Origin of the sequence: Actinacidiphila yeochonensis CN732, from assembly GCF_000745345.1 — a bacterium.
Taxonomy (GTDB): Bacteria; Actinomycetota; Actinomycetes; order Streptomycetales; family Streptomycetaceae; genus Actinacidiphila; species Actinacidiphila yeochonensis.
The window spans coordinates 3,169,950-3,184,925 of sequence record NZ_JQNR01000005.1; the positions used below are offsets into that span (position 1 = coordinate 3,169,950).

At 66.8% G+C, this 14,976-nt stretch carries 7 protein-coding genes, 1 tRNA gene and 3 rRNA genes; 9 read left to right on the forward strand and 2 right to left on the reverse strand.

Features of this window, described 5'->3' with window-relative positions; genetic code table 11:
- Positions 1-57 precede the first annotated feature (57 nt).
- Positions 58-540 (forward strand): tetratricopeptide repeat protein, encoded by a 483-nt coding sequence (locus BS72_RS25195; RefSeq protein ID WP_051951661.1) that lies wholly within the window; start codon positions 58-60, stop codon positions 538-540.
- A gap of 230 nt (positions 541-770) precedes the next feature.
- Here BS72_RS25195 and BS72_RS25200 read toward each other — a convergent pair whose 3' ends face one another.
- Positions 771-1,313 carry a hypothetical protein gene (locus BS72_RS25200; RefSeq protein WP_037913825.1) on the reverse strand — a complete coding sequence of 181 codons (543 nt, stop codon included), beginning with the start codon at positions 1,311-1,313 and terminating at the stop codon, positions 771-773.
- Positions 1,314-1,476: 163 nt separating this feature from the next.
- On the opposite strand from BS72_RS25200, the gene thyX reads away from it, so the two are divergent.
- From thyX to BS72_RS25240, 8 genes are all read left to right on the forward strand, one after another.
- Positions 1,477-2,229 (forward strand): FAD-dependent thymidylate synthase, encoded by a 753-nt coding sequence (thyX, locus tag BS72_RS25205; RefSeq protein ID WP_037913826.1) that lies wholly within the window; start codon positions 1,477-1,479, stop codon positions 2,227-2,229.
- A gap of 183 nt (positions 2,230-2,412) precedes the next feature.
- Positions 2,413-3,312 (forward strand): 4-hydroxy-tetrahydrodipicolinate synthase, encoded by a 900-nt coding sequence (gene dapA / locus BS72_RS25210; protein ID WP_037913828.1) that lies wholly within the window; start codon positions 2,413-2,415, stop codon positions 3,310-3,312.
- Between the two features lie 124 nt (positions 3,313-3,436).
- Positions 3,437-5,122, forward strand: coding sequence for a ribonuclease J (locus BS72_RS25215; RefSeq protein ID WP_037913830.1), 1,686 nt, complete (start codon positions 3,437-3,439; stop codon positions 5,120-5,122).
- Between the two features lie 557 nt (positions 5,123-5,679).
- Positions 5,680-7,204, forward strand: a 16S ribosomal RNA gene (locus BS72_RS25220).
- Positions 7,205-7,510: 306 nt separating this feature from the next.
- Positions 7,511-10,635 (forward strand): 23S ribosomal RNA (locus BS72_RS25225).
- A gap of 129 nt (positions 10,636-10,764) precedes the next feature.
- Positions 10,765-10,881: ribosomal RNA gene (rrf, locus tag BS72_RS25230) — 5S ribosomal RNA — on the forward strand.
- The 16S, 23S and 5S rRNA genes sit together here, the layout of an rRNA operon.
- Positions 10,882-11,068: 187 nt before the next feature.
- Positions 11,069-11,755, forward strand: a complete 687-nt coding sequence (locus BS72_RS25235; RefSeq protein WP_051951663.1) for a DegT/DnrJ/EryC1/StrS family aminotransferase — start codon at positions 11,069-11,071, stop codon at positions 11,753-11,755.
- A gap of 50 nt (positions 11,756-11,805) precedes the next feature.
- A tRNA-Thr gene (locus BS72_RS25240) sits at positions 11,806-11,878 on the forward strand.
- A 172-nt stretch (positions 11,879-12,050) separates the two neighbouring features.
- Here BS72_RS25240 and BS72_RS25245 read toward each other — a convergent pair.
- On the reverse strand, positions 12,051-14,681 hold the full coding sequence (locus BS72_RS25245) for a SpoIIE family protein phosphatase (protein ID WP_037913833.1): 2,631 nt from the start codon (positions 14,679-14,681) through the stop codon (positions 12,051-12,053).
- Positions 14,682-14,976 lie beyond the last annotated feature (295 nt).

Below are 14,976 nucleotides of genomic sequence, written 5' to 3' on the forward strand. Positions count from 1 at the left end.
GTGCCCGCGGCACCGAGGGCACTGGCTCCGGCCAGGCGCGCGAAGGGGCCTGACACCATGCGCGCCAAGCTGAGCTACGGCATCTCCGCGGTGGTCCTGGTCTTCTACTTCGTCCTGGTCGGCGACCGGGGCGTGCTGCTGATCGCCGACGGCCGGCCGGTCACGGTCGCCTTCGGCGTCGCCGTCCTGGTGCTGCCGCTGATCGGCGCCTGGTTCCTGTGGCACACCACCCAGTTCGCCCGCCACGCCGGCCGGCTGGGCCGGGAGCTGGAGGCCGAGGGCGGCCTGCCCGTCGACGAACTGGTCCGCACCCCCGGCGGCCGGATCGACCGCGGCTCCGCCGACGCCGTCTTCGCCAGGCGGCAGGCCGAGACCGAGGCCGCCCCGGACGACTGGCGCAACTGGTTCCGGCTCGCGGTGGCCTACTTCGACGCCCGCGACACGCCGAGGGCCCGCAAGGCCATGCAGCGCGCCATCGCGCTGCACGACGGCCGACCCGTCCCCGGCGCGCCCCGCCAGAAGGCACGTCCGCGGGCGTAGGTCCGTACGGAGGGCTTGAGGGGGCCTGTGCGGGCCCTGGGACGGGGCGCACAGCGCTCCTGGTGCGAGCGGGACGGGCGGGGACCGGCGAGACGCGTGGAGGCTCGCGAGAGCCGCTGGGAGGCCGCAGCCAGGGCAGGGGCGACCACGCTGACCAAGGCGGAACCAAGGCGGAACCAAGGCCGTACCGAGGCCGACCAGTGGACGGCCCAGGGCCGGGTCGGGGTCCCTCAGCGCAGCTCCGTGGCCCAGCCCTCCAGCGCGTCCGCGGCGACGTCGAACGCCTCCCCGCGGCCCAGGAAGTCCGCGTTGTGGCTGGTCATGATCGGCCGCAGCGGTCCGCCGCGGCGGCTGATGACCAGCGCCTGCCCCTGTACGCTGCGCGGCGTACCCAGCACCCGCACGGGCTGCTGCGCCGTCCGGACCGACGCCACGTGCTGCCAGCGCACCGTCACGGTGCTGAAGTAGCCGACCTGGCGCAGTCCCTTGCCGCTGATCCACACCCCCATCCGCAGCAGGCGGAGGGTGGCCGCGATCACCAGGACGGCCAGCACCAGCAGCACGCCGCCGCCCTGGACGCTCTTGGCCGCCACCATGATCAGCGCGGCGAACAGCAGATAGGCGGCCAGCATCAGTGCCAGCGCCGCCACGGCCACCCTCCACGGTCCCGGGCGGTACGGGCGCATCCACCGGTCCCGCACCTCGTGCGGTAGCGGGCGGCCGGTCGCCTGGAGGTCGTCGACAGCGGGAGCGGAGCGGAAGGGCAGGGACACGCGGACTTTTCCTCTTCGGTTCCGTCTGGGTGCGGGGCTACGACCGGTGAGGCTATCCGCCTCGGCCGACCGGGTCCAAGCCGCACGGCCGGGCAGCTCAAAGGACCGGGCGACGGCGTCTAGGCTGAACGGCGCACCACACACCACAGGAAAGGGGACCCCCGTGCCCACCGAACCCTCCGCCGCGGAGTCGGCGGCGCCCCCCGTGCGCTTCCGGGAGGACGTCACCGTCGAACTCGTCAAGCACAGCGCGTCGGACACCGACGTCCTGTGGGCGGCCCGGGTCTCCACCGCGGGCGAGCAGTCCCTGGACGAGCTGGGCAAGGCCCCCGAACGCTCGAAGGGCCTGATCAACTACCTGATGCGGGACCGCCACGGCAGCCCGTTCGAGCACAACTCGATGACCTTCTTCGTCAGCGCGCCGATCTTCGTCTTCCGCGAGTTCCAGCGGCACCGCGTCGGCTGGTCGTACAACGAGGAGTCGGGCCGCTACCGCGAGCTCCAGCCGGTGTTCTACGTTCCCGCGCCCGACCGCAAGCTGGTCCAGGAGGGCCGGCCGGGCAAGTACGAGTTCGTCGACGGCACGCCGGACCAGCACAAGGCCGCCGTCGCCGCGATGGAGGAGTCCTACGTGCGCTCCTACCAGGCGTACCAGGAGATGCTCGCGGCCGGCATCGCCCGCGAGGTGGCCCGCGCCACCCTGCCGGTGGGGCTGTTCTCGTCGATGTACGCCACCTGCAACGCGCGCTCCCTGATGCACTTCCTCGGGTTGCGGACCACCCACGAGCTCGCCAGCGTCCCCACCTTCCCGCAGCGCGAGATCGAGATGGTCGCCGAGCAGATGGAGGCCGCCTGGGCCGAGCTGATGCCGCTCACCCACGCGGCGTTCAACGCCAACGGCCGAGTGGCCCCGTAAAATCTGTCCGAAGTGTTCCGATTGCAGCGGTTCGAGAAGTTCATCTACGCTGCAGAAACGGACTCCGGTGCTGCTTGAACCCCCGAGCAGGCAGCGCCGGGGTCCTCAACGCGCGACCGGCCGTCCACACCCCGCAGGTACCACGGCTGCGCCGCGCATCACACACCAAGTACCGTGGGATTCATGGCTCCGACCTCCACCTCCGCCGCCCCCTTCGGGCGGGTGCTGACCGCCATGGTCACGCCGTTCACCGCTGACGGCGCCCTCGATCTCGACGGCGCGCAGCGGCTCGCCGCCCATCTCGTGGACGCCGGCAACGACGGCCTGGTCGTCAACGGCACCACCGGAGAGTCGCCCACCACCAGCGACGACGAGAAGGAACAGCTGGTCAGGGCGGTCGTCGAAGCCGTCGGCGAACGGGCGGCCGTGGTCGCCGGCGCCGGCACCAACGACACCGCCCACAGCGTCGAGCTCGCCCGCCGTGCCGAGCGGGCGGGCGCCCACGGTCTGCTCACCGTCACGCCGTACTACAGCAAGCCCCCGCAGGAGGGCCTCTACCGGCACTTCACCGCGATCGCCGACGCCACCGGGCTGCCGGTCATGCTCTACGACATCCCCGGCCGCAGCGGCGTCCCGATCGAGACCGAGACCCTCGTCCGGCTCGCCGAGCACCCGCGGATCGTCGCCAACAAGGACGCCAAGGGGGACCTGGGCGCCGCCGGCTGGGCGATGGCCCGCAGCGGCCTGGCCTGGTACTCCGGCGACGACATGCTCAACCTCCCGCTGCTGGCCATCGGCGCCGTCGGCTTCGTCTCGGTCGTCGGCCACGTCGTCACGCCGGAGCTGCGCGCCCTGCTGGACGCGCACACCAGCGGCGACACGGCGAAGGCCGCAGAGATCCACCAGCGCCTGCTGCCCGTCTTCACCGGCATGTTCCGCGCCCAGGGCGTCGTCACCGCCAAGGCGGCCCTGGCGATGCGCGGACTGCCCGCCGGGCCGCTCCGGCTCCCCCTCGTCGGGCTCGACGAGGCCGGGACCGCGCAGCTCAGGAAGGACCTCGCCGATGGCGGGGTAGGGCTGTGAACACCAGGACTTCACAACTGAATACCGCACGCGAAAGCCGGGACCACCGGCGAACGGACACTGACATCGCGCACGCCGCGCCGCCCGCTCCGGGCCCGCGGCGTGCGCTGTAGGGAGAAACCCTTTGAGCCATCCGCACCCTGAACTGGGCTCCCCGCCGCCTCTCGCCGAAGGGGGGCTGCGCATCACCCCGCTCGGCGGCCTCGGCGAGATCGGCCGCAACATGACCGTCCTCGAATTCGGCGGCCGACTCCTGATCGTCGACTGCGGCGTCCTCTTCCCCGAGGAGGAGCAGCCCGGCATCGACCTGATCCTGCCCGACTTCAGCTCCATCCGCGACCGCCTGGACGACGTGGTCGGGGTCATCCTGACCCACGGCCACGAGGACCACATCGGCGCCGTCCCCTACCTCCTGCGGGAGAAGGACGACATCCCGCTGGTGGGCTCCAAGCTCACCCTCGCGCTCGTCGAGGCGAAGCTCCAGGAGCACCGCATCCGCCCCTACGCCCTGGAGGTCAAGGAGGGCGACCGGGAGCGCATCGGACCGTTCGACTGCGAGTTCGTCGCGGTCAACCACTCGATCCCCGACGCGCTCGCCGTGGCCATCCGCACCCCGGCGGGCATGGTCGTCCTCACCGGCGACTTCAAGATGGACCAGCTCCCGCTGGACGGCAGGCTGACCGACCTGCACGCCTTCGCGCGCCTCGGCGAGGAGGGCATCGACCTGCTCCTGGCCGACTCCACCAACGCCGAGGTCCCGGGCTTCGTCCCGCACGAGCGGGACATCTCCAACGTGCTGCGGCAGACCTTCGCGCGGGCCGAGAAGCGGATCATCGTCGCCAGCTTCGCCAGCCACGTCCACCGCATCCAGCAGGTACTCGACGCGGCCCACGAGCGCGGCCGCAAGGTCGCCTTCGTCGGGCGTTCGATGGTCCGCAACATGGGTATCGCCCGCGACCTGGGCTACCTCAAGGTGCCGCCGGGGCTCATCGTCGACGTCAAGGTGCTCGACGACCTCCCGGACGAGAAGGTGGTCCTCGTCTGTACCGGCTCCCAGGGCGAGCCGATGGCCGCGCTGTCCCGGATGGCCAACCGCGACCACCAGATCCGCATCGTCGAGGGCGACACCGTCATCCTCGCCTCCTCCCTGATCCCGGGGAACGAGAACGCGGTGTACCGGGTGATCAACGGCCTGACCCGGTGGGGTGCCGACGTCGTCCACAAGGGCAACGCCAAGGTGCACGTCTCCGGCCACGCCTCCGCCGGCGAGCTGCTGTACTTCTACAACATCTGCAAGCCGCGGAACCTGATGCCGGTCCACGGCGAATGGCGCCATCTGCGGGCCAACGCCGAACTCGGCCAGCTCACCGGAGTTCCCAAGGAGCGCTGCGTCATCGCCGAGGACGGCGTCGCCGTCGACCTGGTCGGCGGGGTGGCCAAGATCGTCGGCAAGGTGCAGGCGGGGTACGTGTACGTGGACGGGCTCTCCGTCGGCGACGTCACCGAGACCTCGCTCAAGGACCGCCGCATCCTCGGCGAGGAGGGCATCGTCTCGGTCTTCGTCGTCGTGGACAGCACGACGGGCAAGATCGTCGGTGGCCCCAACATCCATGCCCGCGGCTCCGGTATCGAGGACGACGCTTTCACCGCGGTCATTCCCAAGATCGAGGAAGGGCTGTCGCGTTCGGCCTCGGACGGGGTCATGGAGACGCGTCAGATCCAGCAGATCATCCGCCGTGCCGTCGGCAAGTGGGTGTCCGACACCTACCGCCGGCGCCCGATGATCCTGCCGGTGATCGTCGAGGTCTGACACTGGTCTGACGTACCGTCAACACCACACCGACGAGCGGGCCACCGGATTTGCATCCGGTGGCCCGCTCCAGTACCTTGGCACAACCGCCTCGACGAGAACCGCGGAAACATGTGTTCTCGCAACGGGGTTGGTAAATCCGACTCGAAAGATCCTGATAGAGTCGGAGACGCAAAAAGAGCAGTAAGAAAGCAAAGCCCCGCTGACCGGGGGTCAGACACTGAAAAGCGTCTGATAGAGTCGGAAACGCAGAACGAAAGAAAAACCCCGCCGACGGGGATCGGACGCTGGAAAGCGTCTGATAGAGTCGGAGACACGAAGGGAAAGCCTGGAGGGCAGCCGGAGACGGTGACCGAAGGAAGCGTCCGTTCCTTGAGAACTCAACAGCGTGCCAAAAGTCAACGCCAGATATGTTGATACCCCGTCTCTCGGAGATCATCTCTGAGGACGAGGTTCCTTTGAAGAAAAACACACAGCGAGGACGCTGTGCACGGTCCGGCTTATTCCGTTGGACTGTGCCGCTCTTTCGCGGGTGTTGCCAGGATTACCTGGAAGCATTCACGGAGAGTTTGATCCTGGCTCAGGACGAACGCTGGCGGCGTGCTTAACACATGCAAGTCGAACGGTGAAGCCCTTCGGGGTGGATCAGTGGCGAACGGGTGAGTAACACGTGGGCAATCTGCCCTGCACTCTGGGACAAGCCCTGGAAACGGGGTCTAATACCGGATACGACCTGTCCTCGCATGGGGACGGGTGGAAAGCTCCGGCGGTGCAGGATGAGCCCGCGGCCTATCAGCTTGTTGGTGGGGTGATGGCCTACCAAGGCGACGACGGGTAGCCGGCCTGAGAGGGCGACCGGCCACACTGGGACTGAGACACGGCCCAGACTCCTACGGGAGGCAGCAGTGGGGAATATTGCACAATGGGCGAAAGCCTGATGCAGCGACGCCGCGTGAGGGATGACGGCCTTCGGGTTGTAAACCTCTTTCAGCAGGGAAGAAGCGCAAGTGACGGTACCTGCAGAAGAAGCACCGGCTAACTACGTGCCAGCAGCCGCGGTAATACGTAGGGTGCGAGCGTTGTCCGGAATTATTGGGCGTAAAGAGCTCGTAGGCGGTTTGTCACGTCGGATGTGAAAGCCCGGGGCTTAACTCCGGGTCTGCATTCGATACGGGCAGGCTAGAGTTCGGTAGGGGAGATCGGAATTCCTGGTGTAGCGGTGAAATGCGCAGATATCAGGAGGAACACCGGTGGCGAAGGCGGATCTCTGGGCCGATACTGACGCTGAGGAGCGAAAGCGTGGGGAGCGAACAGGATTAGATACCCTGGTAGTCCACGCCGTAAACGTTGGGAACTAGGTGTGGGCGACATTCCACGTCGTCCGTGCCGCAGCTAACGCATTAAGTTCCCCGCCTGGGGAGTACGGCCGCAAGGCTAAAACTCAAAGGAATTGACGGGGGCCCGCACAAGCGGCGGAGCATGTGGCTTAATTCGACGCAACGCGAAGAACCTTACCAAGGCTTGACATACACCAGAAAGCTCTGGAGACAGAGCCCCCCTTGTGGTTGGTGTACAGGTGGTGCATGGCTGTCGTCAGCTCGTGTCGTGAGATGTTGGGTTAAGTCCCGCAACGAGCGCAACCCTTGTCCTGTGTTGCCAGCAGGCCCTTGTGGTGCTGGGGACTCACAGGAGACCGCCGGGGTCAACTCGGAGGAAGGTGGGGACGACGTCAAGTCATCATGCCCCTTATGTCTTGGGCTGCACACGTGCTACAATGGCCGGTACAATGAGCTGCGATACCGTGAGGTGGAGCGAATCTCAAAAAGCCGGTCTCAGTTCGGATTGGGGTCTGCAACTCGACCCCATGAAGTCGGAGTCGCTAGTAATCGCAGATCAGCATTGCTGCGGTGAATACGTTCCCGGGCCTTGTACACACCGCCCGTCACGTCACGAAAGTCGGTAACACCCGAAGCCGGCGGCCTAACCCCTTGTGGGAGGGAGTCGTCGAAGGTGGGACTGGCGATTGGGACGAAGTCGTAACAAGGTAGCCGTACCGGAAGGTGCGGCTGGATCACCTCCTTTCTAAGGAGCACTTCCTACCATCGCAAGGTGGTCAGGGGGCCAGTTCATCGGCGAGTGTCCGGTGCTGGTTGCTCATGGGTGGAACGTTGACTATTCGGCACTGCCTCGGGATGGGGTTTCGTTAGTACTGCTTCGGCGTGGAAAGCGAGGGTTCATCGTGGGTGGTGTCGGGCACGCTGTTGGGTCCTGAGGGAATGCCGTTGGTGTTCCTTCGTGTTATCGGGACCTGTCGGATCATGCTTTCGGGTGTGGTTTGTGGGTGACCGGTCGTGGCTTGAGAACTGAACAGTGGACGCGAGCATCTGTGGCCAATTTATTAAGGGCGCACGGTGGATGCCTTGGCACCAGGAACCGATGAAGGACGTGGGAGGCCACGATAGGCCCCGGGGAGCTGTCAACCAAGCTTTGATCCGGGGGTGTCCGAATGGGGAAACCCGGCAGTCGTCATGGGCTGTCACCCGCTGCTGAACTCATAGGCAGTGTGGAGGGAACGCGGGGAAGTGAAACATCTCAGTACCCGCAGGAAGAGAAAACAACCGTGATTCCGGGAGTAGTGGCGAGCGAAACCGGATGAGGCCAAACCGTTGGCGTGTGATACCCGGCAGGGGTTGCGTCAGCGGGGTTGTGGGAGTTTCCTTGATCGGTCTGCCGGCCGGTCGGAGAGTCAGAAACCGTATGTGTAGGCGAAGGGCATGCGAAAGGCCCGGCGTAGAGGGTAAGACCCCCGTAGCTGAAATGTGTACGGCTCTCTTGGAGATCACCCAAGTAGCACAGGGCCCGAGAAATCCTGTGTGAATCTGGCGGGACCACCCGTTAAGCCTAAATATTCCCTGGTGACCGATAGCGGATAGTACCGTGAGGGAATGGTGAAAAGTACCGCGGGAGCGGAGTGAAATAGTACCTGAAACCGTGTGCCTACAAGCCGTGGGAGCGTCGCATACAGGACTTGTCCTGTATGTCGTGACTGCGTGCCTTTTGAAGAATGAGCCTGCGAGTTTGCGGTGTGTTGCGAGGTTAACCCGTGTGGGGGAGCCGTAGCGAAAGCGAGTCCGAATAGGGCGTTTCAGTAGCACGCTCAAGACCCGAAGCGGAGTGATCTAGCCATGGGCAGGTTGAAGCGCGGGTAAGACCGTGTGGAGGACCGAACCCACCAGGGTTGAAAACCTGGGGGATGACCTGTGGTTAGGGGTGAAAGGCCAATCAAACTCCGTGATAGCTGGTTCTCCCCGAAATGCATTTAGGTGCAGCGTCGTGTGTTTCTTGCCGGAGGTAGAGCACTGGATAGGCGATGGGCCCTACCGGGTTACTGACCTTAGCCAAACTCCGAATGCCGGTAAGTGAGAGCGCGGCAGTGAGACTGTGGGGGATAAGCTCCATGGTCGAGAGGGAAACAGCCCAGAGCATCGACTAAGGCCCCTAAGCGTATGCTAAGTGGGAAAGGATGTGGAGTCGCAGAGACAACCAGGAGGTTGGCTTAGAAGCAGCCACCCTTGAAAGAGTGCGTAATAGCTCACTGGTCTAGTGATTCTGCGCCGACAATGTAGCGGGGCTCAAGTATACCGCCGAAGTCGTGTCATTGCAGCAATACCCCCAACGGGGGCTGTGATGGGTAGGGGAGCGTCGTGTGCCGGGTGAAGCCGCACTGGAAGGTAGTGGTGGACGGTTCACGAGTGAGAATGCAGGCATGAGTAGCGATTCAAACGTGGGAAACGTTTGCGCCGATTGACTAAGGGTTCCTGGGTCAAGCTGATCTGCCCAGGGTAAGTCGGGACCTAAGGCGAGGCCGACAGGCGTAGTCGATGGACAACCGGTTGATATTCCGGTACCCGCTATGAAGCGCCCAGTATCGAATCCTCTGATGCTAAGGCCGTGAAGCCGCCCTTGATCTCTTCGGAGTGATGGGGAGTGGTGGAGCCGCTGATCCGAGGGGGTAGTAGGTAAGTGATGGGGTGACGCAGGAAGGTAGTCCAGCCCGGGCGGTGGTTGTCCCGGGGTAAGGGTGTAGCCCGGACGGTAGGTAAATCCGTCGTCCATGCAGGGTGAGACCTGATGCCGAGCCGATTGTGGTGAAGTGGATGATCCTATGCTGTCGAGAAAAGCCTCTAGCGAGTTTCATGGCGGCCCGTACCCTAAACCGACTCAGGTGGTCAGGTAGAGAATACCGAGGCGTTCGGGTGAACTATGGTTAAGGAACTCGGCAAAATGCCCCCGTAACTTCGGGAGAAGGGGGGCCATTCCTGGTGATGGGCCTTGCGCTCTGAGCTGGGGGTGGCCGCAGAGACCAGCGAGAAGCGACTGTTTACTAAAAACACAGGTCCGTGCGAAGCCGTAAGGCGATGTATACGGACTGACGCCTGCCCGGTGCTGGAACGTTAAGGGGACCGGTTAGTCACATTTCGGTGTGGCGAAGCTGAGAACTTAAGCGCCAGTAAACGGCGGTGGTAACTATAACCATCCTAAGGTAGCGAAATTCCTTGTCGGGTAAGTTCCGACCTGCACGAATGGCGTAACGACTTCTCGACTGTCTCAACCATAGGCCCGGTGAAATTGCACTACGAGTAAAGATGCTCGTTTCGCGCAGCAGGACGGAAAGACCCCGGGACCTTTACTATAGCTTGATATTGGTGTTCGGTTCGGCTTGTGTAGGATAGGTGGGAGACTGTGAGACCATGGCGCCAGCCGTGGTGGAGTCGCTGTTGAAATACCACTCTGGTCGTGCTGGATGTCTAACCTCGGTCCGTGATCCGGATCAGGGACAGTGTCTGGTGGGTAGTTTAACTGGGGCGGTTGCCTCCTAAAGGGTAACGGAGGCGCCCAAAGGTTCCCTCAGCCTGGTTGGCAATCAGGTGGTGAGTGTAAGTGCACAAGGGAGCTTGACTGTGAGACTGACGGGTCGAGCAGGTACGAAAGTAGGGACTAGTGATCCGGCGGTGGCTTGTGGAAGCGCCGTCGCTCAACGGATAAAAGGTACCCCGGGGATAACAGGCTGATCTTCCCCAAGAGTCCATATCGACGGGATGGTTTGGCACCTCGATGTCGGCTCGTCGCATCCTGGGGCTGGAGTCGGTCCCAAGGGTTGGGCTGTTCGCCCATTAAAGCGGTACGCGAGCTGGGTTTAGAACGTCGTGAGACAGTTCGGTCCCTATCCGCTGCGCGCGTTGGAGTCTTGAGAAGGGCTGTCCCTAGTACGAGAGGACCGGGACGGACGGACCTCTGGTGTGCCAGTTGTTCTGCCAAGGGCATGGCTGGTTGGCTACGTTCGGGAGGGATAACCGCTGAAAGCATCTAAGCGGGAAGCCTGCTTCGAGATGAGGACTCCCACCCCCTTGAGGGGGTAAGGCTCCCAGTAGACGACTGGGTTGATAGGCCGGATGTGGAAGCACCGTGAGGTGTGGAGCTGACCGGTACTAATAGGCCGAGGGATTGTCCATGTATGCTCGCGTCCACTGTTTGGTTCCCGGGTTGCGAAAGGTCGCACCGGTGAACTGGTTAATTGAAGATCGTGCTGGTTCCTGGAGCCTTGTCGACGCCCCTGTGTGATGGGGGTGGCCCGATAGAGTTTCGGTGGTCATAGCGAGAGGGAAACGCCCGGTTACATTCCGAACCCGGAAGCTAAGCCTTTCAGCGCCGATGGTACTGCAGGGGGGACCCTGTGGGAGAGTAGGACGCCGCCGAACAAGTTTTCATAAGACACCCCGGCCCCCGAGATTATCTCGGGGGCCGGGGTGTTTTTGCTGTTCGTTACCTTTGCGTTCACGTCCTGCCGGGACCCTGGGACTGGAAAGCCCCCACAGCCGGAGGTGTGGAGACGTGCAGCAGATGACCACTGCTCGACCCGGAGGACGGGACAGGACGGTCTCCGAGATGACCGCGACGGCGCTGGGCGCCACCCTCACCCGGATCGGTATCGGTCCCGGTGACCAGGTGATTGTGCCGTCCTACGGGCCCAGTGCGCCCGCCGACGGGGCCCGGCTGGCCGGGGCGACACCGGTCTTCGCCGACATCGACCCGCGCACCCTCTGCCTCTCGGCGGACGCCGTGGCCGCGGCCGTGACGGCCGGCACGGCCGCTGTCATCCCCGTGAACCTCTTCGGGTATCCCGCTCCGGTGGAGAGCCTCGGACGTATCGCACGGCAGCACGGGCTTGCCCTCATCGAAGAGGCGCCCCTGGAGGAGGACTTGGGCGAGACCGCCCGCCGCCGGGCCCGGGCCCGCTTCCTGGACTCGGCGTTGACCGGGGTCATCGTCCCCTACGTCGAGCCCGGGGCGTACCACCGCTACCACCGCTACACGGTGCGGATACCCGGCAACGGGCGGCCCGACCGGGACGCCTACGCGAGGGCGCTGGCCGCGCGTGGAGTGCGGGCCGAGATCGCCGTGCCCACGCCGGTCCACCGGCTCCCCGCGCACCGCGCCATCGGCATCCCCGGCCTGCCGCAGACCGAGCTGGCCGCGGCGGACACGCTGTCCCTGCCGATCGACTCGTTCACCGGAGAGCGGGAGTTGACCCGTCTCGCCGCGGTCTGCAACCAGCTCGGCCGCCTCGTCTGACAAGGTTGGCGAGCACCCCTCGCGATGGGATAAGATCTTCCCATCGACGCGCCCCAATAGCTCAGTCGGTAGAGCGTCTCCATGGTAAGGAGAAGGTCTACGGTTCGATTCCGTATTGGGGCTCGGACAACGAAAGGCCCCCGCTGCGGCGGGGGCCTTTCGCATGTCCACAGCTCCTCTGCGGGCGCCGGCGGCCAGGGGCACCTCGCCGCCGCCAGGGAGCCGGCCCGTCCCAGGCAGGAGGCTGTTGGGGCCGCCCCGGGCCGGGAGACGCGCCCAACCGGCCGCTCCCTCCCTACGAGGCGGGCAGTGCCGGGAGACGCATCGCCAGGATGGCCATGTCGTCCGACGGAGCGTCCGCCGCGAAGCGCTCGACGGCCCGCAGGATGCGGGCGGCGACCGCGCCGGCCGTCAGGCCCGTACAGGTGGCCAGGACGTCCGCCAGCCCGTCGTCGCCCAGCATGCGGCTGCCCTCGCGGCGTTCGGTGACGCCGTCGGTCACGCACAGCATGACGTCGCCGGGCTGGAGGACGGCCGTCTCCTCGTAGAGCTCCAGGTCCTCCATGACGCCCAGCAGCGGCTGCGGTTCGGCCACCGGGGAGACCGCGCCGTCCGGGCGCAGCCGCAGCGGCAGGGGGTGCCCGGCGCAGACCATCCGCAGCTCGGCGCTGCCGTCCTCCTGGGGCCGCACCTCGCCGTAGAGGAGGGTGAGGAAGCGGCTGCGGGCGCCCTCGTCGAGGATCGCCGCGTTCAGGCGCTCCAGGACGGCCGGGCCGCCCAGGCCCTCGCGGGCCAGCAGCCGCAGCGCGTGGCGGGCCAGCCCGGTCACCGCGGCGGCCTCCGGCCCGGTGCCGCAGACGTCGCCGATGGCGAAGCCCCAGCAGCCCTCGCGGATCGGGAAGACGTCGTAGAAGTCGCCGCCCACCTCGTTGCCCTCGCCGGCCGCGCGGTAGATGACCTCCACCTCGACGCCGGGCACGTGCGGCAGCTCCGGGGGCAGCAGGCTGCGCTGGAGTGCCTGGCTGATGGCGGTGCGTTCGCTGTAGAGGCGGGCGTTGTCCAGGGCGAGCGCCGCCCGTCGCGAGAGGTCCTCGGCGAGCTCCAGGATCTCCTGGCGGAAACGCTCGTCCGTGGGCCGGCCCAGGGTGAGCATGCCGATGACGCGGTTGCGGGCCACCAGCGGCAGGACCACCGTCTCGCCGCCGACCGCGGCGGCCGTGGCCAGGGCCACACTCGGTCCCGGGCCGGGCCTGCCGCCGTTGGAGGAGCCGAGGCCCAGGCTGCGCAGGGACGCGCGCAGGGCGCTGGAGTGGGCCGCGTCGGCCGGCGCCGTCCACACCCTGGCCCCGGGGGTCGGGTCGGGCTCCGGCGGGCGGACCTGCTGGAGCAGGGCCTTGATGCCGTCGATGCGGTCCTCGTCCTCGTGCAGGACGAAGGCGAGCTCGGGTTCGGCCCGTTCGGCGATGGTGTAGACGGCGCACCAGGTGGCCAGGACGGGGACGGTCATCTGCGCCATGAGGGCGAGCGTCTGGTCGCGTTCCAGCGTGCCCGCGAGCAGGTCGGACGCCTCCACCAGGAACGACAGGGAGCCGCGGCGCATCCGCTCCAGCTCGGTGAGGCGGGCGCTCTCCACGGCGAGGGCGATCCGGTCGGCGGCGAACTGCAGGCGCAGCGCCTCCTGGTTCGTGAAGCGGCCGGGCGCCTCCGCGGCCACACCCAGCGAACCGGTCAGCCGGCCCTCCACCTTGAGCGGCACGGTGACGACCGAGCGCATGCCGGTGCCGGACAGCAGCGGCACGGCGCCGGGCACCGCGGTGAGGTCCTCGTGCACGGCGGGCATCCGGGCGCTGCCGTAGCGGCCCGTGCCGGCCTCGACCGGTACCCGGGCGAAGCGCTGGCGGGCCGAGGGCAGGCCGGTGGAGGCCCGTACCTCCAGCTCCGTCTCGTCGTCGGTGGCCAGCAGTAGGTAGGCGGCGTCGCCGTCGAGCATGTCGCGGGCGCGCTCGACGGTGCGCTGGAGGAGGCCGTCGAGGTCGTCGGGGGTGGGGGTGCCGATGAAGCCCTCGAAGGCGTCGGCGGCCTTGCCCCGCTGGGCCGTCCCGGAGTCGCCGCCGGAGCCGCCGTTGCGGGCGGGGGACTGGAGCACCGCCCGCTCCTCGGCCCGCACCAGCAGGCACACGGTGGAGGGTTCGCCGGCGCTGTCGCGGACCCGCAGGTGGGAGCCGTAGACGGGCAGCACGCGGCCGGCCGCGTCCCGCATGCCGTAGGTGCCCTCCCAGCGGGAGAGTTGGAGGGCGTCGGCCAGGCCGATGCCGGTGCCGGGGGTCTGGGGCCAGGCGGCGAGGTCCGCGAGGGACTTGCCCACGATGTCGGAGGCGGGGTGGCCGAAGAGGTCGGCGGCGTCGTCGTTCCACCGGGTGATCACCGAGCCGCGGTCCACCTGCACGACGGCGACGCGGACCCGCTCGTCGGCGACGGGCAGTACGGCGGTGGGCAGCAGCGGGCCGGCGGAGCGGGTGCCCGCGGGGCGTTCGGGCAGGTCGAGCTGGAACCAGACGTGCTTGCCCGTGGGCGTGTACTCAACGCCCCAGCGGGTGGCCAGGGCGGTGCACAGCATGAGGCCGCGGCCGCCCTCGTTGTCGGTGTCCCGGAACTGGCGGCCGCGCGGCTGCATCGGCACCTCGCGCTCGGGGTAGTGGTCGGCGACCTCGACCCGTACCGCCGTGTCGTAGCGCAGGCACTGCACGTCGGCGGCGGTGCCCGCGTGCACCACGGCGTTGGTGACGAGTTCGCTGGTGAGCACGACCGCGTCGTCGACGACGTCGGCGAAGCCCCAGCCGTGCAGCGTGTCCCGGACGAAGGCGCGGGCGACCGCGACCGAACGCCCCACCGGTTCGAAGGTGGCCGCTGCCCGCGCCGTGATCACCGCGCTCCTCACTGGTCGTGTCGGCCCGGGCTCCGCCCGCGCCTTCCTGACGGTCGCCCGGACGCTGTCCGGGCGCCGCTGTCGGCGGCATCCTGGGTGTGTGCCCGTCTGCGGGCGACCCGGTGCCAGGTTACTTACCCACCGGGGCCGCGCGTGCGCCGGTTGCCGCTGATTCCACCCCGAGGGTGGGGTGTGCGGGCCCCGTTACGGACCGATTGCGGTCCGATGCTGCCGAACCGTTATGGCCGGACGGGGACGTAGTGAAACACTGGGCATGTTCTGAACGCAGCACGGT